General features: G+C 71.0%; 24 protein-coding genes and 1 riboswitch. Of the genes, 10 read left to right on the forward strand and 14 right to left on the reverse strand.

What is annotated here, in order from left to right; all coding sequences use genetic code 11:
- Positions 1–386: 386 nt before the first annotated feature.
- Both ACIRA5_RS04580 and ACIRA5_RS04585 read left to right on the forward strand, forming a co-directional pair.
- Positions 387–1,001, forward strand: a complete 615-nt coding sequence (locus tag ACIRA5_RS04580) for a DUF4126 domain-containing protein (RefSeq protein WP_067363688.1) — start codon at positions 387–389, stop codon at positions 999–1,001.
- 44 nt (positions 1,002–1,045) lie between these two features.
- Positions 1,046–2,569 carry a phytoene desaturase family protein gene (locus ACIRA5_RS04585; RefSeq protein ID WP_403687257.1) on the forward strand — a complete coding sequence of 508 codons (1,524 nt, stop codon included), beginning with the start codon at positions 1,046–1,048 and terminating at the stop codon, positions 2,567–2,569.
- Positions 2,570–2,609: 40 nt separating this feature from the next.
- Here the strand turns inward: ACIRA5_RS04585 and ACIRA5_RS04590 are convergent, their stop codons facing one another.
- The 6 genes from ACIRA5_RS04590 to ACIRA5_RS04615 all read right to left on the reverse strand — a co-directional run bounded on the left by ACIRA5_RS04590 (position 2,610) and on the right by ACIRA5_RS04615 (position 7,607).
- Complete coding sequence (locus ACIRA5_RS04590) at positions 2,610–3,614, reverse strand: hypothetical protein (RefSeq protein ID WP_403687260.1); 1,005 nt, start codon at positions 3,612–3,614, stop codon at positions 2,610–2,612.
- Between the two features lie 56 nt (positions 3,615–3,670).
- A complete protein-coding gene (gene metF, locus ACIRA5_RS04595) occupies positions 3,671–4,594 on the reverse strand; it encodes a methylenetetrahydrofolate reductase [NAD(P)H] (protein ID WP_403687262.1) in 924 nt (307 codons plus the stop codon).
- A gap of 167 nt (positions 4,595–4,761) precedes the next feature.
- Complete coding sequence (gene thiE, locus ACIRA5_RS04600) at positions 4,762–5,412, reverse strand: thiamine phosphate synthase (protein ID WP_403687264.1); 651 nt, start codon at positions 5,410–5,412, stop codon at positions 4,762–4,764.
- A 132-nt stretch (positions 5,413–5,544) separates the two neighbouring features.
- Positions 5,545–5,916 carry an Rv2175c family DNA-binding protein gene (locus ACIRA5_RS04605; protein WP_403687266.1) on the reverse strand — a complete coding sequence of 124 codons (372 nt, stop codon included), beginning with the start codon at positions 5,914–5,916 and terminating at the stop codon, positions 5,545–5,547.
- An 81-nt stretch (positions 5,917–5,997) separates the two neighbouring features.
- A complete protein-coding gene (locus tag ACIRA5_RS04610; protein ID WP_403687269.1) occupies positions 5,998–7,224 on the reverse strand; it encodes an NAD(P)/FAD-dependent oxidoreductase in 1,227 nt (408 codons plus the stop codon).
- A gap of 32 nt (positions 7,225–7,256) precedes the next feature.
- Entirely contained in the window at positions 7,257–7,607 is a 351-nt protein-coding gene (locus ACIRA5_RS04615) for a hypothetical protein (protein WP_054231514.1), read from the reverse strand.
- Positions 7,608–7,658: 51 nt separating this feature from the next.
- Positions 7,659–7,770, forward strand: a riboswitch (TPP riboswitch).
- On the opposite strand from ACIRA5_RS04615, the gene thiO reads away from it, so the two are divergent.
- The 5 genes from thiO to ACIRA5_RS04640 all read left to right on the forward strand — a co-directional run bounded on the left by thiO (position 7,768) and on the right by ACIRA5_RS04640 (position 13,140).
- Positions 7,768–8,973: a glycine oxidase ThiO gene (thiO, locus tag ACIRA5_RS04620; RefSeq protein WP_403687271.1), complete on the forward strand. Its 1,206-nt coding sequence runs from the start codon at positions 7,768–7,770 to the stop codon at positions 8,971–8,973. It overlaps the preceding riboswitch by 3 nt.
- Positions 8,970–9,170 carry a sulfur carrier protein ThiS gene (gene thiS, locus ACIRA5_RS04625; RefSeq protein WP_352046612.1) on the forward strand — a complete coding sequence of 67 codons (201 nt, stop codon included), beginning with the start codon at positions 8,970–8,972 and terminating at the stop codon, positions 9,168–9,170. Before thiO ends, thiS begins: the two co-directional genes overlap by 4 nt.
- Before the next feature lie 3 nt (positions 9,171–9,173).
- Complete coding sequence (locus ACIRA5_RS04630) at positions 9,174–9,968, forward strand: thiazole synthase (protein ID WP_352046613.1); 795 nt, start codon at positions 9,174–9,176, stop codon at positions 9,966–9,968.
- A gap of 256 nt (positions 9,969–10,224) precedes the next feature.
- Positions 10,225–12,174, forward strand: coding sequence for a Stk1 family PASTA domain-containing Ser/Thr kinase (pknB, locus tag ACIRA5_RS04635; protein WP_403687275.1), 1,950 nt, complete (start codon positions 10,225–10,227; stop codon positions 12,172–12,174).
- A gap of 96 nt (positions 12,175–12,270) precedes the next feature.
- Positions 12,271–13,140, forward strand: a complete 870-nt coding sequence (locus ACIRA5_RS04640) for a deoxyribonuclease IV (protein WP_403687278.1) — start codon at positions 12,271–12,273, stop codon at positions 13,138–13,140.
- Positions 13,141–13,164: 24 nt separating this feature from the next.
- Here ACIRA5_RS04640 and ACIRA5_RS04645 read toward each other — a convergent pair whose 3' ends face one another.
- Positions 13,165–13,797: a sulfite oxidase-like oxidoreductase gene (locus ACIRA5_RS04645; protein ID WP_403687281.1), complete on the reverse strand. Its 633-nt coding sequence runs from the start codon at positions 13,795–13,797 to the stop codon at positions 13,165–13,167.
- 155 nt (positions 13,798–13,952) lie between these two features.
- On the opposite strand from ACIRA5_RS04645, the gene bfr reads away from it, so the two are divergent.
- Positions 13,953–14,432, forward strand: coding sequence for a bacterioferritin (gene bfr / locus ACIRA5_RS04650; protein WP_403687283.1), 480 nt, complete (start codon positions 13,953–13,955; stop codon positions 14,430–14,432).
- Here the strand turns inward: bfr and ACIRA5_RS04655 are convergent.
- The 3 genes from ACIRA5_RS04655 to ACIRA5_RS04665 all read right to left on the reverse strand — a co-directional run bounded on the left by ACIRA5_RS04655 (position 14,429) and on the right by ACIRA5_RS04665 (position 17,519).
- On the reverse strand, positions 14,429–14,680 hold the full coding sequence (locus tag ACIRA5_RS04655; RefSeq protein ID WP_403687286.1) for a bacterioferritin-associated ferredoxin: 252 nt from the start codon (positions 14,678–14,680) through the stop codon (positions 14,429–14,431). The two genes, bfr and ACIRA5_RS04655, sit on opposite strands and share 4 nt — an antisense overlap.
- A gap of 149 nt (positions 14,681–14,829) precedes the next feature.
- A complete protein-coding gene (locus tag ACIRA5_RS04660) occupies positions 14,830–16,182 on the reverse strand; it encodes a class II 3-deoxy-7-phosphoheptulonate synthase (protein WP_054231523.1) in 1,353 nt (450 codons plus the stop codon).
- Between the two features lie 131 nt (positions 16,183–16,313).
- The gene (locus tag ACIRA5_RS04665) at positions 16,314–17,519 is read right to left on the reverse strand and encodes a glycoside hydrolase domain-containing protein (protein WP_403687288.1); all 1,206 of its coding nucleotides are present in this window, start codon (positions 17,517–17,519) and stop codon (positions 16,314–16,316) included.
- 124 nt (positions 17,520–17,643) lie between these two features.
- On the opposite strand from ACIRA5_RS04665, the gene ACIRA5_RS04670 reads away from it, so the two are divergent.
- Together ACIRA5_RS04670 and ACIRA5_RS04675 are read left to right on the forward strand one after the other, a co-directional pair.
- Entirely contained in the window at positions 17,644–17,700 is a 57-nt protein-coding gene (locus ACIRA5_RS04670; RefSeq protein ID WP_071528813.1) for a trp operon leader peptide, read from the forward strand.
- A 128-nt stretch (positions 17,701–17,828) separates the two neighbouring features.
- Positions 17,829–19,778: an anthranilate synthase family protein gene (locus tag ACIRA5_RS04675; protein ID WP_403687291.1), complete on the forward strand. Its 1,950-nt coding sequence runs from the start codon at positions 17,829–17,831 to the stop codon at positions 19,776–19,778.
- 77 nt (positions 19,779–19,855) lie between these two features.
- On the opposite strand, the gene ACIRA5_RS04680 is transcribed toward ACIRA5_RS04675, so the two are convergent.
- The 4 genes from ACIRA5_RS04680 to ACIRA5_RS04695 all read right to left on the reverse strand — a co-directional run bounded on the left by ACIRA5_RS04680 (position 19,856) and on the right by ACIRA5_RS04695 (position 23,781).
- Complete coding sequence (locus tag ACIRA5_RS04680) at positions 19,856–20,884, reverse strand: 6-phosphofructokinase (protein WP_403687294.1); 1,029 nt, start codon at positions 20,882–20,884, stop codon at positions 19,856–19,858.
- 167 nt (positions 20,885–21,051) lie between these two features.
- Complete coding sequence (locus ACIRA5_RS04685; RefSeq protein ID WP_075026834.1) at positions 21,052–21,699, reverse strand: response regulator transcription factor; 648 nt, start codon at positions 21,697–21,699, stop codon at positions 21,052–21,054.
- A 41-nt stretch (positions 21,700–21,740) separates the two neighbouring features.
- Positions 21,741–22,976: a MacS family sensor histidine kinase gene (gene macS, locus ACIRA5_RS04690; RefSeq protein ID WP_403687297.1), complete on the reverse strand. Its 1,236-nt coding sequence runs from the start codon at positions 22,974–22,976 to the stop codon at positions 21,741–21,743.
- Positions 22,977–23,010: 34 nt separating this feature from the next.
- Positions 23,011–23,781, reverse strand: a complete 771-nt coding sequence (locus ACIRA5_RS04695; RefSeq protein WP_403687300.1) for a lysophospholipid acyltransferase family protein — start codon at positions 23,779–23,781, stop codon at positions 23,011–23,013.
- Between the last annotated feature and the right edge of the window lie 56 nt (positions 23,782–23,837).

Genomic DNA, 23,837 nt, shown 5'->3' on the forward strand with positions numbered 1-23,837 from the left:
GGGGGGGGGGGGGGGGGGGGGGGGGGGGGGGGGGGGGGGGGGGGGGGGGCGGGGGCCCCCCCCCCCCCCCCCCCCCCCCCCCCCCCCCGCTTCGCCGTGCTCCCCCGTACTCCCCGTTGGGCCCCCGTTCGGTCGTCCCCCGGGTTCCCCCGTGCCTCGCTCCCGCCGACGGAGTCGACGGAAGGAGCGGCCAAGGGCGCGAGGACCGTTCCGCCGCCCCGTGTCGGCGGTACCGGAGCCGCGCCCCTTTCCGTGTCTCCACTCTCTCTTTCGCGCAGGTCGGGCCCCATCCGCGCGCGTACTCATCTCACTCACTAGGTACGGATACTCAGTCGTACGCACTCATGCCCAGGACGCACCGTCGTCAACTGGTTACGATCGCGTCCGTGTCCGTACTCCCCCTGGTCTTCACCAGCGGCTGGGCCAGCGGCATCAACGCGTACGCGGTGGTGCTGCTCCTCGGCATCTTCGGAGCGACCGGTCTGAGCGACGACGTCCCGGAGTCCCTTCAGCGCCCTGAGATCCTGATCACAGCGGGCGTTCTCTTCCTGTGCGAGGCGGTCGCCGACAAGATCCCGTATGTGGACTCGGTGTGGGACTCGGTGCACACCGTGATCCGCCCGGCGGCGGGGGCATGGGTGGGGGCCCTGCTCGCCGGGCAGAGCGGTTCGCTCTCCGATCTGGCGGCGGGCGCGATCGGCGGTTCGACGGCGTTGGCGAGCCACACGGTCAAGGCCGGGACGCGGATGGCGATCAACACCTCGCCGGAGCCGTTCAGCAACTTCGTCATGAGCACCGCCGAGGATCTCGGGGTCGCCGGGATCCTGACCTTCGCGATGTTCCACCCCGAGGCCGCGGCGATCATCGCGGGCGTGCTGCTGCTCGCGGGCCTGCTGGCGCTCTTCTTCCTGATCTCACGGATCCGCCGGTTCCTGCGCCGCAGGGCCCAGCGCCGGGAGGAGAAACGCCTGGCCGAGCGGGTGGGACAGCCACCCGACTGAGACCGCGGACCGGGTTGTCAGTGGCGGCCGATAAAGTCGCTGGCATGGGACGGATTGCGGTGATCGGCGCTGGGATGGGCGCGATGGCGGCCGCCGCCCGGCTGGCCGTCGCGGGCCACCGGGTGGTGGTGTACGAGCGCGGGGCGACGTACGGCGGGGCGGTGCGCCGCTTCGAGCGCGACGGCTTCGTGTTCGACACGGGCCCGGGACTGCTCCCACTGCCCGCGGTCTACCGCGATCTGTTCGTCAAGACGGGCAAGGAGCCTCTGGAGACGTGCGTCGAGCTGGTCCAGGTGGACCCGTCCTCGCGCCATGTCTTCGCCGAGGGCACGGAGGTCGGTCTGCCGAACGCCTCGCGCGCGGGCGTCGTCACCGCCCTCGACGAGGCCCTCGGGGCGGGCGCGGGCGCACGGTGGGGCGACTTCCTGGTGCGGGCACGCGAGGCCTGGGACCGCACCCGCAGGCCGCTCCTGGAGGAGCCGCTGTGGCCGCACTGGTCGGTGCTCGCCGAACGCGAGCCCTACCCGTCGGTGCCGCACAAGAAGCTGCTGCGCACCCGCCGCGCCACGACCCTCGCCGAGGTCGCCGCCTGGGAGTTGCGCGACCCGCGCCTCACGGCCCTGCTGGAGAGCCACGCCCTCGCCCACGGGCTCGATCCGCGCGTCACCCCGGCGAGCGCGGCGGTACTGCCGTACATGGAGCACGCCTTCGGCACCTGGTATGTGCGCGGCGGCATACGGGAGTTGGCGCGCGCGGTGTACGAGCGGTGCGTGGCCCGCAGGGTGGAGTTCCGCTTCGAGGCCCCGGTCGCGCGGATCGTCGAGAAGGACGGCCGGGCGACGGGTGTGGAGCTGGCCGACGGCGAGGTCGCGGACGCCGACTTCGTGGTCGCCGGTGTCGCGCCCGGAGCGCTCGACGCCCTGGTCCCCGGGACGGCGCTACGGGGCGGTGACGAGGTCGCGCCGCAGCGCGGGGCGCCGAGCAGGCTGACCGTGCTCCTGGCGCTGCGCGGAGGGCGTCCCGAGGGGGTGGCACACCGCACGGTGGTGCACGCGGCGGACCGGGCGGAGGAGTTGGAGGGCTTGTTCGATGACAGCAACGCCCCGGTGGGTTCGGCGCAGCCCACGGTCACTGTGCTCAGACCGGGAGACGCCGGCCTGGCACCGGACGGCGACCACGAAGCGGTCACCTTGACCGCCACAGTGCCCGCGTACAGCGATGCCCCGGACTGGGCTGCGCGTGATGTGTTCGCCATCCAGGCCGAAAATCTGGTCGCCCGTGCCGAGCGTGCGATACCGGATCTGCGCGACCGCATCCTCTGGCAGGAGGTCCGCACCCCGTGGGACGTCGCGGAGGAGACCGGCGCGGACGGCGGCGCCGTCCCCGCACCGGCGCTCGCCGCGGCGGACGGACGGCTGCTGCACGCGTCGAACACCACCCGTATGCCGGGGCTGTTCGTGGTCGGCGGCTGGGCCCACCCGGGCGGCGGCCTCCCGCACGCGGGCATGTCAGGCGCCCTGGTGTCCGGACTGATCGTGGAGGGACCGCAGTTCCGGGGCTCTCAGTGAGCGCACCGGCGCGCCGAAGGCCGCCCGAAGGGGCCGGCCTTCAGTACCGGTACTGCTCGTCGTACCCGGCGCCGTTGGCGTTGCCGTTGCCCTGGTACGGGTAGGGCTGCTCCGGCGGGAGTTCGCCGCCGTAGGGGTCGTCGGTGTTGCGCTGCTGCGGGACCCAGACGCCGCCGGCCGGGGTCTCGCCGGCGTAGCCGCCGGTGGCGTACTGCTGCTGGCCGTTGTCGTAGCCCTGCTGCTGCGTGTACTGCTGGTCGCCGCCACCGTAGGTCGTGTCGTACGAGGCGCCGCTGTAGGTCTGCGTGCCGATGTACGGGTCGGAGTAGGCCGCGTACTGCTGCTGGCTGTTGTCGTAGCCGTACTGCTGCTGGTCGTACCCGGTCGAGTAGCCGTCGTACGCGTAGGCCTGCTGGTCCTGGGACTGGGCCGCGGCGGCGTAGGACTGGTCGTTGGCGGCCGCGTAGGCCGTGGCGCTGTAGACGCCGTAGGAGCCGGTGTCGTCGGGCAGGGGCTGGGGCTCGTACACGGCGGTGGCCTCGGCGGCCGTCAGGTCGCCGGAGCCGGGCGGCATGAACCGGTCGGAGTGCGCGGGCGAGAACACGTCGTCCTCGCGGGTGAAGTCGTCGCCCTGGGGATACGCCGCGCCTCGGGCCGGTCCTTCGGCCCCGGCCTCGGCTCCCTCGGCTGTTTCGAGGTCGGAGACCTCCAGCGCCGGGTCCTGGTGGTCCTCGCCGCGGCGTCGCTTGCTCTTGCCGAAGCCCTTGCCGACGCCGCTGTCGGCAGCCTGCCGGTTGCCCACGGCCCAGCCTTCCGCGAAACCGCGGCGGAACGACAGGGTGACGTACGTCTGGCCGACCGCGAAGGCCGCCGCGCCGAGCCCGATGACGACCACGGAGGGGATCAGTACGCCGAAGACGACACCGAGGAAGCCCACGAACGCGAGCAGGCGCCAGCGCAACCGCGCCTTGTACTGCAGCAGGACCTCGCCGAGCAGCCACAGCGCGACGATGCCGAAAGCGATATAGAGGACCGTCCAGCCCATGTACGCCCCTCTCCCAGTGGCCGCTACGCAGTGTGTCGTACGTGGGTGCGACCGGTCTAGGCCTGCTGCGGGTGGTGCAGGCCCAGATTCTCGTAGATTTCCAGCGTCGCCGTGGAGTTGTTGAGCGTGATGAAGTGAAGTCCGGGGACTCCCTCGTCCTGCAGCCTCGCGCAGAACTCCGTCGCGAACTCGATCCCAATGGAGCGTACAGCCGCCGGATCGTCTTTGGCTGTGAGGATCCGCTCTTTCAGGACGTCCGGGAACGAAGCGTTGCTGAGCTTCGGAAGTCGTTCCAGCATCTTCACACTCGTCACCGGCATGACTTCCGGGATGACCGGTGTCGTACAGCCGGCCGCCACCACCCGGTCACGCAGGCGAAGATACGACTCGGGCTGGAAGAACATCTGGGTGATCGCGTAGTCCGCGCCGGCCCGGCACTTGTCGACGAAGTGCGCGACGTCCATGTCCCAGTCCGCGGAGCGGGGGTGCATCTCGGGGAAGGCGGCGACGCCGACACAGAAGTCGCCGGACTCCTTGATGAGACGGACGAGTTCGGCGGCGTAGGTCAGGCCCTGGGGGTGCGAGACCCACTCGCCCATCGGGTCGCCGGGCGGGTCGCCGCGGACCGCGAGCATGTTCCGGATGCCGGCGTCGGCGTACTGGCCGATGATGTTGCGCAGTTCGGCGATGGAGTGGTTGACCGCGGTGAGGTGGGCGACCGGGGTGAGCGTCGTGTCGGCGACGATCTGCTCGGTCTCCTTGACCGTGCCCGCGCGCGTCGAGCCACCGGCACCGTAGGTGACAGAGACGAAGTCGGGGGCGACGGCCTCGACGCGACGCAGCGCGTTCCACAGGTTCCGCTCGCCCTTGGGGGTTTTCGGCGCGGAGAACTCGAACGAGTACGTCGCCTTGCCGGTGGCGAGCATGTCACGCACGGTGCGTGCGCGATCAGTCCTGGTGGAAGCAGATCCGAGGGCCATACCCGCAGGTTAGTCAGGGGGCGGCGGTCTCCCAACCGAACCGACGTCAATTGTCCGATTTGTCGACTTCTTGTCCACCCCTCGGACACCTGTTGGGACAACCGGTCCGATCGTCATCGACCATCGACGCGCCCGTGGGCACGGCCTGTACCTGACGCGGCCGCCCCTTACGCCTGACGCAGCCGCTTCGCGAATTCTCCCGCCGCCGCGCCGGGATCCGCCGCCTCGGTGATCGCCCGTACGACGACGACGCGGCGGGCGCCCGCCTCCAGGACCTCGTCGAGGTTGCCGAGGTCGATGCCGCCGATGGCGAACCAGGGGCGGTCGGTGACGAGCGAGGCCGTGTAACGGACCAGGCCGAGGCCTGGGGCGTGGCGGCCGGGCTTGGTGGGGGTGGGCCAGCAGGGACCCGTGCAGAAGTAGTCCACGCCGTCCTGGGCGGCGGCCGCCGCGGCCTCGGACTCGGCGTGCGTGGAGCGGCCGATCAGGACCTCGTCGCCGAGGATCGCGCGGGCGGCGGGGACCGGCAGGTCACCCTGGCCCAGGTGGAGTACGTCGGCGCCGATGGCGTGGGCGACGTCTGCCCGGTCGTTGACCGCGAGGAGCTTGCCGTGGCGGGCGCAGGCGTCCGCGAAGACCTGGAGGTGCTCCAGTTCCTCGGCGGCCTCCATGCCCTTGTCGCGCAGCTGCACGATGTCGACGCCGCCGGTCAGGACCGCGTCCAGGAAGTCGGCGAGGTCCCCCTGACGCCTGCGGGCGTCCGTGCAGAGATAGACGCGGGCGTCGGCGAGGCGGGTGCGGGCGGCGTTCTCGGGCATGCGTGTGTCCCCCGTGGTGCGGTGCGTACGGATGTCGTACGCACCCTACGGACGTGGTGCGGTGCGTACGGACCGCGGCGGCCGGGGTGGTCCGGGGCCGGCCGTGGTCCGTACGCCGGAGGGTCGGTCGAATCAGACGGCGAGCGCCTGGGCGCGGCGCTTCACCTCCGTGCCGCGATTCTCGCTCAGAGCCTGCGCGGGGGTGCCGGGCAGGCTCGGGTCGGGGGTGAAGAGCCACTCGAGCATCTCTTCGTCGGAGAAGCCGTCGTCCCGCAGGAGCGTCAAGGTGCCGGTCAGGCCCTTGACGACCTTCTGCTCGTTCCCGTCGATGAAGGCGGCGGGGACGTGCAGCGCGCGGTTGTCACCACGGCGTACGGCGATCAGCTGGCCCTCCTTGACCAACTGCCGGACGCGGGTCACCTCGACGCCGAGCTGTTCGGCGATGTCGGGGAGGGTGAGCCAGGCGGGGACGAGAGCATCGATCTTTGCGTCAATCTCGGTCACGGGACAAGCCTGCCATCCCGGACTGACACTCGGTACCCGAGCGCCCCCCGGACCGCCGTCCGGGCGACGCAGACCGGGCGGTCATGCCGTGGCGTCCTTCAGAGGGCGGGAAGGGTCGGCCAGGACGTCCGGATGCATGGGCATGCCCGCCTCGATGAGGCGGCGGCCCTGGGCCAGGTCACGGGGACGCCCCACGGCCAGCAGGGCGATGAGGCGGCTCTCGCGGAGCCAGCACACCGTCCAGGCCGCGCCCGACGGGTCGCCCCGCCAGATGGTCGTATCGGCGGGGGTGTGATGGCCGACGTACTGGACGAAGCGGCCGAACTGCTCGGACCAGAAGTACGGGACCGGGTCGTAGGCCGCCGGGGCCTCGCCGATGATGTTCGCCGCGACCGTGCGCGGCGCCTGGAGGGCGTTGTCCCAGTGGTGGACGAGGAGGCGCTGCTCGTAGCGGCCCGACGGGAAGGAGGCGCAGTCGCCGACCGCGTAGACGTCCGGCACGGAGGTACGCAGGTGGTTGTCGGCGACCACTTCGCGGTGGGCACCGAGCTCGATGCCGGAGCCGGCCAGCCAGGCGGTGGCGGGGCGCGCGCCGATGCCGACGACCACGGCGCCCGCCGGCACCCTCGTGCCGTCGTCAAGGATCACCGCGCCGGGCTCGACGCGCTCCACACGCGCGTGGGTGCGCAGCGACGCCCCGCTGTCCGCGTACCAGGCGGTCATCGGCGCGGCCACCTCCGCGGGCAGCGCGCCGGCCAGCGGCCGGTCGGCGGCCTCGACGACCGTGACCGCGCACCCGGCCTCACGTGCCGCCGTCGCGAACTCCGCACCGATCCAGCCCGCCCCGACGACCACGATGTCGTGCTGCTGGGCGAGCACGGGGCGCAGCCGCTCGGCGTCGTCCAGGGTCCGCAGCAGATGGACGCCGGGAACGCCCTCGGCGCCCGGCAGCTGGATCGGTTCCGCGCCGGTCGCGAGGACCAGGACGTCGTAGGGCACCGGTCCTGCCTCGGTGTCCAGCTCATGGTCCGCGGGGCGCACGCCCAGCGCCTCGCAGCCGAGCCGCAGTTCGATGTCCAGCGCCTCGAAGTCGATGTCGAAGGCGGAGCCCTCGGCCTTGCCGAGCAGCACCGCCTTGGACAGGGGTGGCCGGTCGTACGGCTGGTGCGGCTCGGCGCCGATCAGCGTCACATTCCCGGTGAATCCCTGTTCCCGCAGGGCGACCGCCGTCTGTACGCCGGCCATGCCCGCGCCCACGATGACGACCCGCCGTGCCGTACGCACCTGTGCCCGCGTCTGCTCGCTCACCTGATCACCATAGACAACTGACAATCTGTCAGTCAGGGGACGTGCGCAGTGACCTGTTCCACAACGCTCGTACCGCTTCCGTCCTGGGACTCCCACTCCCAGGTCTCCTCCAGGCGCAACCGTCCGTCGGGCAGCTCCACGACCACGGACACGCAGTGGCCCGACGAGGTGCTGCCGTCGTGCTTCAGCTGCACGTAACGGAAGTCGAGGCGGTCGCCCTCCCGCGTCCCCACGAGGTGACCGCGTACGACGTCCCCGCCCGCGTACTCGGCCCAGATCTCGCCGTCCTTCTCGTGGTACGTGAACCGGGTGCGCGTACCGACCTGCCCGGGGGCCTGGTCGGCGACCGGGGCGAGGACCAGGCCGTCGAGCGTACGGGCCATGGGCGGAGGCTCCCTTACTGAGACATACGGCAGCGGCTAGGGTGGCCAACGTAAAGCACTCGCGGGAGCCCGGACGCACCGGGCTGAGAGGGAGGCTGGCGGCCTCCGACCGTACGAACCTGATCCGGGTCATGCCGGCGAAGGGAGGGGCTGGACGCCCATGTCGCCTACGCGTACACCTGCACGTTCCTCGGATGCGCCGTCATCGGACGCACGTGCGTCAGACGTCCTCGTCATCGGGGGCGGGATCATCGGTCTGGTGACCGCCTGGCGGGCCGCGCAGCGCGGGTTCACCGTCGCGGTCGTGGACCCCGAGCCGGGCGGCGGGGCGGCACGGGTGGCCGCCGGAATGCTCGCCGCCGTCACCGAGCTGCACTACGGCGAGCAGACCCTGCTGGGCCTGAACCTCGCCTCCGCGCGCCGCTATCCCGACTTCGCCGCCGAACTCACCGAGGCGAGCGGCCAGGACCTCGGCTACCGCCGGTGCGGCACGCTGGCCGTCGCGCTGGACGCCGACGACCGGGCTCACCTGCGCGAACTGCACGCCTTGCAACACCGCTCGGGGCTCGAATCGGAGTGGCTCAGCGGCCGGGAGTGCCGCCGTCTGGAGCCCATGCTCGCGCCGGGCGTGCGCGGCGGGCTGCGGGTCGACGGCGACCACCAGATCGACCCGCGCCGGCTCGCGAAGGCCCTGGTCACGGCGTGTGAGCGAGCCGGAGTGGAGTTCCACCGGACGTGGGCGGAGCGCTTGACCGTCGTACGGGACCGGGCCGCCGGGGTCGTCACGACGGGCGGTGAACGGCTGGCGGCGGGACAGGTGGTGCTCGCCGCCGGGAGCCTCAGCGGAAAGCTCCCGGGCGTGCCTGCCGACGTACTGCCGCCCGTACGGCCCGTGAAGGGTCAGGTGCTGCGGCTGACCGTGCCGAAGCGGTACGCGCCGTTCCTGAGCCGGACCGTGCGGGCCGTGGTCCGCGGCAGCCAGGTCTACCTGGTGCCGCGGGAGAACGGTGAGCTCGTCGTGGGCGCCACCAGCGAGGAGCTGGGCTGGGACACGACGGTGACCGCGGGCGGGGTCTACGAGCTGCTGCGCGACGCCCACGAGCTGGTGCCCGGGATCACCGAGCTGCCGCTCACCGAGACGCGCGCGGGCCTGCGGCCCGGGTCGCCCGACAACGCGCCGCTGCTCGGCCCGACCGCGCTCGACGGGCTGCTGCTGGCCACCGGGCACTACCGCAACGGCGTGCTGCTCACGCCCGTCACCGGGGACGCCATGGCGCACGCCCTGACCACCGGCGAGCTCCCGGAAGAGGCCCGCCCCTTCACCCCCGGGCGCTTCAGCGCCGCACTCACGGAGCAGACCGTATGAACATCTTCGTCAACGGAGAGCGACGGCTCGTCGCCGCCGACACGGCCCTCGACGCGCTCGTCGCCACCCTCACCGTCGCGCCGTCCGGCGTCGCCGCCGCGCTCAACGAAACCGTCGTCCCGCGCACGCAGTGGTCGTCCACGGCCCTCTCCGAGGGAGACCGCGTCGAAGTCCTCACCGCAGTCCAAGGAGGCTGAACCATGGCCGACGATCCGTTTGTCCTCGGAGGTACGTCCTTCTCGTCCCGGCTGATCATGGGGACGGGGGGTGCGCCCAGCCTCGACGTCCTGGAGCGGTCGCTCGTGGCGTCCGGCACGGAGCTGACGACGGTCGCGATGCGGCGGGTGAATCCCGCGGCGCACGGCTCGGTGCTGTCCGTGCTCGACAAGCTGGGCATCCGGGTGCTGCCGAACACGGCGGGGTGTTTCACCGCGGGCGAGGCCGTGCTGACCGCGCGGCTCGCGCGGGAGGCGCTCGGTACGGAGCTGGTCAAGCTGGAGGTCATCGCCGACGAGCGGACCCTGCTGCCGGATCCGATCGAGTTGCTGGACGCCGCCGAGACGCTGGTCGACGACGGGTTCACCGTGCTGCCGTACACCAACGACGATCCCGTGCTCGCGCGGAAGCTGGAGGACGTGGGGTGCGCGGCGGTCATGCCGCTCGGGTCGCCCATCGGGTCCGGTCTCGGCATCCGCAACCCGCACAACTTCCAGCTGATCGTGGAGCACGCGCGTGTGCCGGTGATTCTGGACGCGGGGGCCGGTACGGCGTCGGATGCGGCGTTCGCGATGGAGCTGGGGTGTGCGGGCGTCATGCTGGCGTCGGCCGTGACCCGGGCCCAGGAGCCGGTGCTGATGGCCGAGGGTATGAAGCACGCGGTGGAAGCCGGGCGGCTCGCGTGGCGTGCGGGGCGGATTCCTCGGCGGCACTTCGCCTCCGCGTCGTCTCCTGCGGAGGGGCTGGCGCGGTTGGATCCTGAGCGGCCCGCTTTCTAGGTACCTGGCGTCTGTGTTTTTTCTCCCGCCCGCGCACCGCCCGTTTCCAGTCGGCTGGAAAGTGTGCGTCGCCTGTGGGGGGCGGGGTGCCGTTGGCGGCTGGGGGGTGGCGGGGCAGGCTGCCTTACCTTCCCTGTGCACGGCATGTGGACCGGATCGATCAAGCGTGCGAGATCCGTCACAGGTCGGCTGCAGTCCCGCTCCGGAATTGGCCGGAAGGGTGGGGGTGACAGTGGCGGCTCGTAGACTCGCCTGCGTGGATACGACCCTTCAGGACCCGCTTGTCGGGCAAGTGCTCGACGGCCGCTACCGCGTCGACGCACGGATCGCAGTCGGCGGGATGGCCACGGTCTACCGGGCCCTGGACACCCGCCTCGACCGCGTACTCGCGCTCAAGGTGATGCACCCGACGCTGGCCGCCGACGGCTCGTTCGTCGAGCGGTTCATCCGGGAGGCCAAGTCGGTGGCCCGGCTCGCGCACCCCAACGTGGTGCAGGTCTTCGACCAGGGCGCGGACGGGTCGTACGTCTATCTGGCCATGGAGTACGTCGCCGGCTGCACCCTGCGTGACGTGCTGCGCGAGCGCGGGGCGCTGCAGCCGCGGGCAGCCCTGGACGTCCTGGAGCCGGTGCTCGCCGCGCTCGGCGCCGCGCACCGCGCCGGGTTCGTGCACCGCGACATGAAGCCGGAGAACGTCCTGATAGGGGACGACGGCCGGGTCAAGGTGGCCGACTTCGGCCTCGTCCGAGCCGTGGACACCGTCACGAACACGACAGGGGCCGTCCTTGGCACCGTGTCGTACCTCGCCCCCGAGCAGATCGAGAACGGCACCGCGGACACCCGCGTCGACGTCTACGCCTGCGGGGTCGTCCTCTACGAGATGCTCACCGGCGGCAAGCCGCACTCAGGGGACTCCCCCGCCCAGGTGCTCTACCAGCACCTGCACGCGGATGTGCCGCCGCCCTCGGCCGCCGTGCCCTCGATGCCCTACGTCCTGGACGAGCTGGTCGCCTCGGCGACCGCCCGCAACCCCGAGGTGCGCCCGCACGACGCGGTGGCGCTGCTCGGCCAGGTCCTCCAGGCGCGGGCCGGCCTCACCGCCGAACAGCTCGACGCCATACCCCCGCAGGCGCTCGCCGTGGGGCACGACAACGCGGGCGACCGTACGAGCGTGATCCCGCGCTCGCTCTCCGTGCCCCGCCTGCTGCCGGTGAACGAGGACGACGGCGACGCCGGCGACCCGGTGAACCGGACCAGTCGGTTCGAGCAGACCAGCCGATTCGAGTCCGGACCGCCCGCTCCCCCGCGGAGCGGCTCACGGCCCCGGCGCGGAATGTTCGCGATCATCGCCGCGGTCGTGCTGGTGCTCGGGCTCGGCGCGGGCGTCTGGTACATCAATTCCGGCCAGTTCACGAAGGTCCCGCTGCTGCTGGCAAAGACCGAGGCGCAGGCCACGGCGCGCATCGAGCAGGCCGGTCTCGACGTCGGGCAGGTCAAGCACGCCTACAGCGACACCGTGAAGCGCGGCACCGTCATCAGCAGCGACCCGGCGCCCGGCGCCCGCATCCGGGACAACGACTCCGTGACGCTGACCATCTCGAACGGCCCGGAGACGGTGAAGGTGCCCGACCTGACGGGACTCGCGCTGTTCAAGGCGCGGGAGGTCCTGAAGGGGGACGGGCTCGCCGCGGGCATGGTCACCCGGGAGTTCGACCAGGACGTTCCCAAGGGCTTCCTGATCAGTTCGGATCCGGGCGCGGGCACGGAGCGGCACGCCGGTTCGGCCATCGCCCTCACCGTCAGCAAGGGCAGCCCGGTGGAGGTCGCGGACGTCACGGGCGCGTCCGTCGCGGACGCCACCTCGGAGCTCGAGCAGGCGGGCCTGAAGGTGAAGATCGCCACCCAGCAGGTCAACTCGGAGTTCGACCAGGGCCAGATCGCCCAGCAGTCGCCGAAGGCGGGCAGCCAGGTCGCAGGCGGCGACACCGTCACGCTGACCGTCTCCAAGGGCCCCGAGATGGTCTCGGTGCCGGATGTGGTGGGCGACAGCGTGGACGACGCGAAGCAGACGCTGGAGGACGCCGGGTTCCAGGTCGACGAGGACCGCGGGCTGCTCGGGCTCTTCGGTGACCACGTCAAGAGCCAGTCGGTGGAGGGCGGCAAGACCGCGCCCAAGGGGTCGACGATCTCCATCGTGATCCGCTGAGACCACAAGCGGCGCCGAGACCACGGCAAATTGCTGGGACCTCGGCAGTGAGGTCCGCCGCCGGGCCGTCCCGGAGCGCGTGACACCCTGAAGAGCGTGACCAGCAAGCAGCTCCGCAACCCCGTCGGCGGCCATGTCCCCGTGGCCGGCGGCCTCAGCTCCGTCGGCCTGACCTACGCACGCGAGATGGGCGCCGAGGCCGTCCAGGTCTTCGTCGCCAACCCGCGCGGCTGGGCGACGCCCGTCGGCAGCCCCCGCCAGGACGAGGAGTTCCGGGCGGCCTGTGCCGCCGAGTCGATACCCGCGTACGTCCACGCGCCCTATCTGATCAACTTCGGCTCGCACACCGAGGCGACGGTCGAGAAGTCCGTGGAATCGCTGCGGCACTCGCTGCGGCGGGGCCGGGAGATCGGGGCGCTCGGCGTGGTCGTGCACACGGGGAGCGCCACCGGGGGCCGGGAGCGGTCCGTCGCCCTGAAGCAGGTGCGTGAGCATCTGCTGCCCCTGCTGGACGAGCTGACGCATGACGACGACCCGTATCTGCTCCTGGAGTCGACCGCGGGCCAGGGCGCCTCGCTCTGCTCGCGCACCTGGGACTTCGGGCCGTACTTCGAGGCGCTGGACGCCCATCCGAAGCTGGGCGTGTGCCTCGACACCTGCCACATCTACGCGGCGGGGCACGACCTGACCGGGCCGAGCGGCATGCACCAGACGCTCGACCTGCTGGTGGACACGGTCGGCGCGGGCCGGCTCAAGCTGATCCACGCCAACGACTCCAAGGACGTGGTCGGCGCCCACAAGGACCGCCACGAGAACATCGGCTCCGGTCACATCGGCGAGGACCCGTTCCGCGCGCTGATGACCCACCCCGCCACTGAGGGCGTACCCCTGATCATCGAGACGCCGGGCGGGAAGGAGGGGCACGCGGCGGACGTGGAGCGCCTGAAGAAGCTCAGGGACGGCTGAGGCCGCCTCAGGAGGCTGGCCGGGTCAGAGCTCGGGGCCGTCCCCGGGCTCCTCCTGGTAGGAGTAGCGCTGTTCGCGCCAGGGGTCGCCGATGTTGTGGTAGCCGCGCTCCTCCCAGAAGCCGCGGCGGTCGGCCGTCATGTACTCGACGCCACGCACCCACTTGGGGCCCTTCCAGGCGTAGAGGTGGGGGACGACGAGGCGGAGCGGGAAGCCGTGCTCGGCGGTGAGGAGTTCGCCGTCCTTGTGGGTGGCGAAGATCGTGCGGTCGGAGGCGAAGTCGTCGAGGCGCAGATTCGAGCTGAAGCCGTACTCCGCCCAGACCATGACATGGGTGACGGTGGGCGCGGGCGGGGCGATCTCCAGGATCGTGCGCGCCGGGATACCGCCCCATTCGGCCCCGATCATGCTGAACTTCGTGACGCAGTGCAGATCGGCCACGACCGAGGTGTACGGCAGGGCCGTGAACTCCTCGTGGGTCCAGCAGTGCTTCTCACCGTCGGCGGTGGCGCCGAAGACCCTGAACTCCCAGCGTTCGGGACGGAACTTGGGTACGGGACCGTAGTGCGTGACCGGCCAGCCGCGCTGCAGTCGCTGCCCCGGCGGAAGCTCCGACTGTGCTGCTGCTCCCGTTCCACGTCCCACCGGCTGACCCATGACTCCATCCTGACAGACCGGGGACAGTGCACATGACCAGCCCAGTACGGAATCGGGCAACTCCTACTAAGCGTGCACTTACTGGACGACCCGGGACGCCGATGCAAGGATGCGGCGCAATCTGCCCAGTCCCCCGCTTGGAAGGAGCCTCTGCGATGCAGGGCGACCCCGAGGTCATCGAATTCCTCAACGAGCAGCTGACCGGTGAGCTGACCGCGATCAACCAGTACTTCCTGCACGCGAAGATGCAGGAGAACTTCGGCTGGACGAAGCTCGCGAAGTACACGCGCCACGAGTCCTTCGACGAGATGAAGCACGCGGAGGTGCTCACCGACCGGATCCTCTTCCTGGACGGCCTGCCGAACTACCAGCGGCTCTTCCACGTCCGGGTGGGGCAGACCGTCACCGAGATGTTCCAGGCCGACCGGCAGGTGGAGGTCGAGGCGATCGACCGCCTCAAGCGTGGGATCGAGGTGATGCGCAACAAGGGCGACATCACGTCCGCGAACATCTTCGAGTCGATCCTCGAGGACGAGGAGCACCACATCGACTACCTGGACACCCAGCTGGAGCTGGTGGAGAAGCTCGGCGAGGCGCTCTACATCGCCCAGGTGATCGAGCAGCCGGAGAGTTAGGCGGCTTCTTCCAGTCGCTGCGCCGGGGACAGCTCGGCCAGTACCGGCTTGCCCTGTTCGGCCAGCTCACGGCGGGGGCAGCTGCCACGGCCGAGGATCGCCTGGATGCTACGGACGCAGGAGCCGCAGTCCGTGCCCGCCTTGGAGGCGGAGGCTATCTGGCGGGGCGTGCAGGCGCCGTTCTCCGCGTGCTGCTTGACCTGCTGTTCGGTGACCCCGAAGCAACTGCATACGTACACGCGGTTCACCTCCCGGCGGGGTTGAAGTCTGGTGCCATCCCGTTAATCGGTGAGGCTAACCTAACCTTACCCATCACTCAGGAACCACAAAAGTGGGAGGGGGCGCGGATCGTATGTGATCCGCGCCCCACTTCACTCAGGTGTAACAGGCGAACCCGTCACTGGTCCCTGTACATCTCCGCGACCAGGAAGGCCAGGTCGAGGGACTGGCTGCGGTTCAGACGCGGGTCGCAGGCCGTCTCGTAGCGCTGGTGGAGGTCGTCGACGAAGATCTCGTCGCCGCCGCCCACGCACTCGGTGACGTCGTCACCGGTGAGCTCGACGTGGATGCCGCCCGGGTGCGTGCCCAGACCCTTGTGGACCTCGAAGAAGCCCTTGACCTCGTCGAGCACGTCGTCGAAGCGGCGGGTCTTGTGACCGGAGGCCGCCTCGAAGGTGTTGCCGTGCATCGGGTCGGTCACCCAGGCCACCACCGCGCCCGAGGCCGTGACCTTCTCGACCAGCTCGGGGAGCTTGTCGCGGACCTTGTCGGCGCCCATCCGCACGATGAAGGTCAGCCGGCCGGGCTCGCGGTCCGGGTCGAGGCGGTCGATGTACTGGAGTGCCTCCTCGGCCGTCGTCGTCGGGCCGAGCTTGATGCCGATCGGGTTGCGGATCCGCGAGGCGAACTCGATGTGCGCGCCGTCCAGCTGCCGGGTGCGCTCACCGATCCACACCATGTGGCCCGAGACGTCGTACAGCTGGCCCGTACGCGAGTCGACCCTGGTCAGCGCTGCCTCGTAGTCGAGGAGCAGCGCCTCGTGGGAGGCGTAGAACTCGACGGTCTTGAACTCCTCCGGGTCGGTCCCGCAGGCCCGCATGAAGTTCATCGCGTTGTCGATCTCCCGCGCCAGCTGCTCATAGCGCTGCCCGGACGGGGAGGACTTCACGAAGTCCTGGTTCCAGGCGTGCACCTGGCGCAGGTCGGCGTAGCCGCCGGTGGTGAAGGCGCGCACCAGGTTGAGCGTGGAGGCGGAGGCGTTGTACATCCGCTTCAGGCGCTCGGGATCCGGGATGCGGGCCTTCTCGTCGAAGTCGAAGCCGTTGACCGAGTCACCGCGGTACGTCGGCAGGGTCACGCCGTCGCGGGTCTCGGTCCCCTTGGAGCGCGGCTTGGAGTACTGGCCGGCGATGCGGCCGACCTTCACGACCGGCACGGAGGCGGCGTACGTGAGCACGGCGCCCATCTGGAGCAGGGTCTTGAGCTTGTTGCGGATGTGGTCGGCCGACACCGCGTCGAAGGCCTCGGCGCAGTCGCCACCCTGGAGAAGGAACGCCTCTCCCTTGGCGACGGACGCCATCCGGGCGCGCAGCTGGTCGCACTCGCCCGCGAAGACGAGCGGCGGATACGACTCGAGGTCCGCGATCACATCGCGCAGAGCCTCGGCATCGGGGTACTCGGGCTGCTGCGCCGCGGGCAGGTCTCGCCAGGTGTTGCCAGCGCTTGCGCTGGGCTTAGCGTTCACGGTCACCCTGACAACATTACGGGGTCGTGTCGGGCGTCCCTCCCCATGCCCATCAATTGAGACGAACCGCGCTCGATCGGGACGCGCTCCGGGCGGCCGCATGGCAGGTCACCGCGGCCGCCCGGAACGGGCAGGGCCTAGTCCACGTCGAGCCGGTCGCGGTCGATGGAGATCGTCACGCCGCCGTGCGTCTCGGTCGTGTCGCCCTTGTACTGGTGGATGCGCTGGTGGTCGGCCCACAGGTTCGCGGGGATCGTCGAGTCGGTGGTCGTCGACTCGCCGTTCCAGTGGGCGAAGTGGAGCACGTCGGGCAGGGTGACGCGGCTCTTGTTGGCCACGAGGTCGGTGACCAGGGACGAGGTGTTGCCGTAGACGCCGGAGCGGTAGCCCAGTGCGTGCACGCGCTCGGTGTAGGCGTCGAGGTAGGACAGCACCAGGCTGGTGACGGTGGAGCCGGGTGTGTAGTGCTCCAGGTCGCTGTAGATCACCGTGCTCTTGGGGAAGCCCAGCGTGGTCGCCTGCTGGACCGCGTCGTCGGCGGCCTCGGTGCCCTGCCGCACGGGATCGGTGATCGCCTCGCAGCCGCCTGCGCAGCTGCTCCCGCCGGAGGTGGGCTGGCGGCCGACGTAGAGCGGGATGAACCGCCAGCCGTTGGCGTACTGCGTCCGCAGCCAGGCGGCGGTGAGTCTGCTCTGGACGCAGGCGCGGTTGATCCCGCCGATGTAGACGCCGACGGCCCGGTAGTCGGAGTCGTCCCGCCAGGCGTCCATGGCCGTCTGGCCCGGCGCGGTGCAGGCGTCGAAGCCCTCGCCGCGGAAGGACGTCGCGTCTGCGGGCAGCGGCGCCTCGGCGGGCGCGCCCGCGGTCGCGTCAGTTCCCGCGGCGGCGGCCGGCAGGCCGGCGTCGCGCAGGATGTCCTGGATCCTCGTGCGGTCCTCCGCGTACGCGGCGGTCACGGCGATCCGGTCGGCGGTGACCCGGAACGTGCGGGCCGTGCGGTTCTCGCTGGCGGTGCGGCCCTTGACGGCGGACGGCTGGACCAGGAACGCCTCGGTACGTCCCCTCGCCCCCGCCGGACACCGCTGCTGGTCGCCGGGCGTGCCGAGGTACACGGCGTGCCGGTCGAAGCGGACACAGACGTCCGGATGTTTCTCCAGGTCCACGATCGACCAGGAGGCGGGGACGGTGAACTCGTGGCCGCGGTAGGTGACCTTGACGGTGTCGTCGGTCCCGGCGGCGCGTGCGGTGCCGAGCGGGCCGGCGGCGAGGGCCGCTGCGGCGGCACACACGGTGAGGGTTCGGACGCCGCCCCGGCGGGGCCGGGGTGAACGGGCTGCGTACATGGCTGTCTCCTCGGTCGGGCTTCCTGGGCCATGCCATCCATGGCCGGTGACCGAGCGGTAGGAACGCAGGGCGTGGACGGTTCACGCTGTTGCCCGCCCCCTGACGTCGGGTAAGGTGCGGCGCATGTTCGCGCACTCGACCCAGAACTGGTGGTGGACCGCTCATCCGGCGGCCCACTGACTGCGCGTACGCAAGACTTCGCGAAGGCCGCCCGAGGGGCGGCCTTCGGTGTTTGCGGACACGGGCCGTTCCTCTCCGAGTTTTCGGGAAACCGAGAATCCGAGAATCCGAGAGAAGGAACAGGACCGATGCACCTGCTCGACCTGCTGGACGATCCCCGTCCGTTCGCCCTGCTGCGGCGCCGCACCCCCGGTCACGACCACGACACCGTCGAGCTGCTGCTCGGACCGGTCAGCACCTGCGACCGCCTCGCCGACCTCCCCGACGAGGGACTCGCGCTCGTTCCCTTCCGCCAGATCAGGGAGCGCGGCTTCGACGTCCGCGACGACGGCACGCCACTCGCGGTGCTGACCCCCGAGGAGACGCACGTCCTGCCGCTGGAGCGGGCGCTGGCTGAGCTGCCGGCGCACGAGGTGCGTGTCACGGGCGGGGGCTTCGACGTCACCGACGAGGAGTACGCGGAGATCGTCGGGCGCGTACTGGAGGAGGAGATCGGGCGCGGCGAGGGCGCGAACTTCGTGATCCGGCGTACGTACGAGGGCGCGATCCCGGGGTTCGGGCGGGCCGACGCGCTGGCCCTGTTCCGGCGGCTGCTGGTCGGCGAGCGGGGCGCGTACTGGACGTTCGTCGTGCACACCGGAAATGAGCAAGGGTCCGAAGGGCCTTCCTTGGAAGGGCGGGGACGGGAGACGGGTGGGCGCACGCTGGTGGGCGCGAGCCCCGAGGTGCACGTGCGGATGTCGGGCGGAACCGTCGTGATGAACCCGATCAGCGGCACGTACCGCTATCCGGCCGAGGGGCCCTCCGCGGACGACCTGCTCGGCTTCCTCGCCGACGGCAAGGAGATCGAGGAGCTCTCGATGGTCGTCGACGAGGAGCTCAAGATGATGTGCACGGTTGGTGACATGGGGGGCGTGGTGATCGGTCCGCGGCTCAAGGAGATGGCCCACCTCGCGCACACCGAGTACGAGCTGCGGGGCCGGTCCTCGCTGGATGTGCGCGAGGTCCTGAAGGAGACCATGTTCGCGGCGACCGTCACCGGGTCGCCGGTGCAGAACGCGTGCCGGGTGATCGAGCGGTACGAGCCCCTCGGGCGGGACGGCGTCGGGCGGGGCTACTACGCGGGGGCGCTGGCCCTGATCGGCCGCGACGCGGGCGGTGCCCAGACCCTCGATTCGCCCATCCTCATCCGGACCGCCGACATCGACGCGGACGGGCGGCTGCGGGTGCCGGTCGGCGCCACCCTCGTGCGGGGATCGGATCCTGCGGGCGAGGTCGCCGAGACGCACGCGAAGGCCGCGGGGGTGCTGGCGGCGCTGGGGGTCGTGGAGACCGGGGCCCGCGTGGAGGGCGTACGGCCGAGGCTGGCCGACGATCCGCGGGTGCGGGCGGCGCTGGACGGGCGGCGGACCTCGCTCGCGCCGTTCTGGCTGCGGATGCAGGAGCAGGCGCGTGAACTGGAGGGCCATGCGCTGGTCGTGGACGCCGAGGACACCTTCACGGCGATGCTCGCGCATGTGCTGCGGTCCTCGGGACTCGAGGTGACCGTGCGGCGCTACGACGAGCCGGGGCTGCGGGTGGCGGTGCGGGCGCACGAGGGGCCGTTGGTCCTGGGCCCCGGCCCGGGCGACCCCTTGGACCTGGACGATCCCAGGATGCGGTTCCTGCGGGAGCTGACCGCCGAGGTGATCGGGGGGCACGGGCACGGCGTGCTCGGCGTCTGTCTCGGGCACGAGCTGATCGCGGCGGAGCTGGGCCTGGGGATCGTACGCAAGGAGGTCCCGTACCAGGGAGCGCAGACGGAGATCGATCTCTTCGGGCGGCCCGAGACCGTCGGTTTCTACAACAGCTTCGTGGCGCACTGCGACGAGGAGACGGCGGCCGGGCTGTCGGCCCGTGGCATCGAGGTCAGCCGCACCGAGAGCGGTGAGGTGCACGCGCTGCGCGGGCCCGGGTTCGCGGGTGTGCAGTTCCACCCGGAGTCGGTACTGACGCTGAACGGGACGGCCGTCGTGCGGGAGCTGGTCGGTCGGCTGCGGGGCGCCGGCACGCCCTCGGAGCGGCGGCCCTCCGTGTAGTCGTGGCAGCCGAGGACGCCGGCCGCACGGGTGTCGGGTGGCCCGTGCGGCCGACGGGATCGCGGGGAGGGGGCGCGTCAGCCGAAGAAGACCCCGACCTCCTCGTACAGCTTCGGCTCGACCGTCTTCAGCTTGGCCGTGGCCTCCGCGATCGGGACCCGGACGATGTCCGTGCCGCGCAGGGCGACCATCTTGCCGAAGTCGCCGTCACGGACGGCCTCGATGGCGTGCAGTCCGAAGCGGGTGGCGAGCCAGCGGTCGAAGGCACTGGGGGTGCCGCCGCGCTGGATGTGCCCGAGGACCGTGGTGCGGGCCTCCTTGCCGGTGCGCTTCTCGATCTCCTTGGCCAGCCACTCGCCGACCCCGGAGAGGCGCACATGGCCGAAGGAGTCGAGGGACTCGTCCTTCAGGACCATCTGGCCGTCCTTGGGCATCGCGCCCTCGGCGACGACCACGATCGGCGCGTACGAGGCCTTGAACCGCGAGGTCACATAGGCGCACACCTGGTCGACGTCGAAGCGCTGCTCGGGGATGAGGATGACGTTGGCGCCGCCGGCCAGGCCCGAGTGGATGGCGATCCAGCCCGCGTGACGGCCCATCACCTCGCAGACGAGGACGCGCATGTGCGACTCAGCGGTGGTGTGCAGGCGGTCGATCGCCTCGGTGGCGATGCCGACGGCGGTGTCGAAGCCGAAGGTGTAGTCGGTGGCGGACAGGTCGTTGTCGATGGTCTTCGGTACGCCGACGACGGGCACGCCGTACTCGTCGGTGAGGCGCGCGGCGACGCCGAGCGTGTCCTCGCCGCCGATCGCGATGAGTGCCTCGACCTCCTGCTTGGCGAGGTTCTCCTTGATGCGGCGGATGCCGTTCTCCTGCTTGAGCGGGTTCGTCCGCGAGGAGCCGAGGATGGTGCCACCGCGCGGCAGGATGCCGCGCACGGCGGGGATGTCCAGCCGGACGGTGTCGTTCTCGAGAGGTCCGCGCCAGCCGTCCCGGAAGCCGACGAAGTCGTATCCGTACTCCTGTACGCCCTTGCGGACGATGCCCCGGATGACGGCGTTGAGTCCGGGGCAGTCGCCGCCTCCGGTCAGTACTCCGACCCGCATGGAAAAGTCCCTTCGCCGCGATTGCCTGAGGGGACTCACGCTAATAGTGATCCAGGTCACTTCGGCATGGGGCGGAAGGGCAATTCCGGTGAATTGTGCGGGTGTTGATCACTCGCCTTCACTCGATGGTGGGTCAACCAGGGTTTACGCCGCCCACTCGTCGGGGTCTACGCCTCGTCGAGACCGCGCTCTATGGCATAGCGCACCAGCTCGACCCGGTTGTGGAGTTGGAGCTTGCCCAGGGTGTTCTGCACATGGTTCTGGACCGTGCGGTGGGAGATGACCAGGCGCTCGGCGATCTGCTTGTAGCTCAGGCCCTTGGCGACCAGGCGCAACACCTCGGTCTCGCGGTCGGTGAGCTGCGGGGCCTTGGGCTCGTCGGCGCCCGCGGCGGGGGCGGGCTCGGAGGCCAGCCGGCGGTACTCGCCGAGGACCAGGCCCGCGAGGCCCGGCGTGAACACCGGGTCACCGACGGCCGTACGGCGCACGGCGTCGATCAGCTCCTCCGTGGACGCCGACTTCAGCAGATAGCCGGTGGCGCCGGACTTCACCGCCTCCAGGACGTCCGCGTGCTCGCCGCTGGCCGACAGGACGAGGACGCGCAGCGCCGGGTTGCTGCCGACCAGTTCCTTGCAGACCTGGACGCCGGGCTTGGCGGGCAGGTTCAGGTCGAGCACCAGGACGTCGGGCGCGGCGGCCCGGGCACGGCGCACCGCCTGCTCGCCGTCGCCCGCGGTGGCGACCACGGCGAAACCGGACGCATCCAGGTCGCGGGCGACCGCGTCGCGCCACATGGGGTGGTCGTCCACCACCATGACCTTGATCGGACCCTGCCCCACCACGTCGGTGACCTCCGTCATCGCTGCTCCGCCTTCCCCCGTGAAACCCTGGAAACCTTCGGTACCTTCAGCTCGACCTCCGTGCCCTGGCCGGGCACCGAGACCAGTTCGGCCGCGCCGCCGAGGTCGCGCAGCCGGCCCCGGATCGACAGGGCCACACCGAGCCGCCCCTCCCCCTCGGCCTGGGCGAGCCGCCCCGCCGGGATGCCCGGGCCCTCGTCGCGTACGGTCACGATCACCTCGTCCGGCTCGTCCTCGACGAGGATCCAGGCCCGGGCGTCCTCGCCGACGTGCCCCCGGACATTGTCCAGGGCGGCACCGACAGCGGCGGCCAACTCCCGGGCGGCGGCCGGGGGGAGAGGCACCGGGGCGCCGGGCTCGGAGAAGGTCACGCGCGCGCTCGCGTACGGGGCGAGCAGGGCGCGCAGGTCGACAGGGCCCCGGGAGTCCTGGTCGTCGTCCGGTTCCTCGACGGCCCGTACGACCGCGCCGAGCGCGGCGTCCTCGGACACCCGCGAGACGGGCACCAGGCCGCCCGAGACCAGGGTGCGCAGCGCGACCTCCTGCTCGCCCGCCATCCGGCCGAGCTCCGCGGCCTCGCCGCCGAGCGCGGAGGCCCGGCGCTGCACCATGGCGAGGACCTGGAGGACACCGTCGTGGATGTCACGGGCGAGGCGCTCGCGCTCGCGGGTCGCGGCCTCGATCTCCAGTGCGCGGGCGAGGGTGAGCTCGGAGGCGCGGGCGACCTCGACGACGTAGCCGATGGCGATGGAGGCGACCCAGACCAGGATCACGTTGTGGACCGTGTCGCGGGTGGGGGCGCCGCGCTCGACGAGGTTGGCGGCCGCCACGAGCGTCGAGGCGAACGCCGCCCAGCGCCAGCCGCCCTTGATGGCGAAGGCAAGGACGGAGCCCGCGGTCCATATCGACGGGAGGGTGGGGCCGCCGGTCACCACGCGGTGGTGGGTGTCCGCGACGGGCGTGAGCATGATGCCGGTGAGTGCGACGGTCAGGTCGACGGCGAGGAAGCGCTTGGTACAGCTCGCCGCGTTCGCCACCCTGGGCAGGGTGGCGAGCGTCCAGACGAAGAGGACCGCGTAGTACCCGATGGCCACCCAGGGATGGGCGAACTTGCGGAACGCGGTGGCGAAGAGCCCGATCGCGTACAGCATCGTCAGCACGCGGTAGGCGGTGAGCGCACGCCACAGCGGCTGCTCGACCGACATCCTCATGACTCTCTCGCGCTTGGCCATGTCCCCCACCCCCACCGTCCCCCGACGCAAGCGTCTAGGTGCCGGCCCGTCCTTCTTCGGTTCCGGCTTCGGCCGCCTTCGCGGCCTCCTTCTGCGCCTGTTCGGCTTCCTTGAGCGCCTGCTTCTCGGCCTTCGCCGCGTCCGCGATCTGCCGCTTGGCGGCCGTCGCGTAGATGTCGACGTACTCCTGGCCGGAGAGCTTCATGATCTCGTACATGACCTCGTCGGTCACCGCGCGCAGCACGAAGCGGTCGTGCTCCATGCCGTTGTAGCGGGTGAAGTCGAGCGGCTTGCCGATGCGGATGCCCGGGCGCATCAGCTTGGGCATCACCTTGCCCGGCGGCTGGATCTTCTCGGTGTCGATCATGGCGACCGGGATGACCGGGGCGCCGGTCGCGAGCGCCACGCGCGCGAGGCCGCCCGGCTTGCCGCGGTACAGCCGCCCGTCGGGCGAGCGCGTGCCCTCCGGGTAGATGCCGAACAGCTCACCGCGCTCGATGACATCGATGCCGCTCTTGACGGCCGCCTCGCCCGCGCCGCGCGCGCCGGAGCGGTCCACCGGGAGCTGGCCGACGCCCTTGAAGAAGGCGGCGGTCATCCGGCCCTTGACGCCGGGCGTCGTGAAGTACTCGGCCTTCGCGATGAAAGTCACCTTGCGGTCGAGGACCGCGGGCAGGAAGAACGAGTCCGAGAACGACAGATGATTGCTTGCCAGGATGGCGGGGCCCTCGGCGGGAATGTTCTCGAGGCCTTCCACCCAGGGCCTGAAGGCAAGCTTCAGCGGCCCTCCGATGGAAAACTTCATGGCGCCGTAGATCAACCGAATGCCTCCTGTGTCGTCGGTCAGACCTTATCCCGGGG

It is taken from the genome of Streptomyces sp. NPDC096311 (assembly GCF_044763085.1).
Lineage (GTDB): Bacteria > Actinomycetota > Actinomycetes > Streptomycetales > Streptomycetaceae > Streptomyces.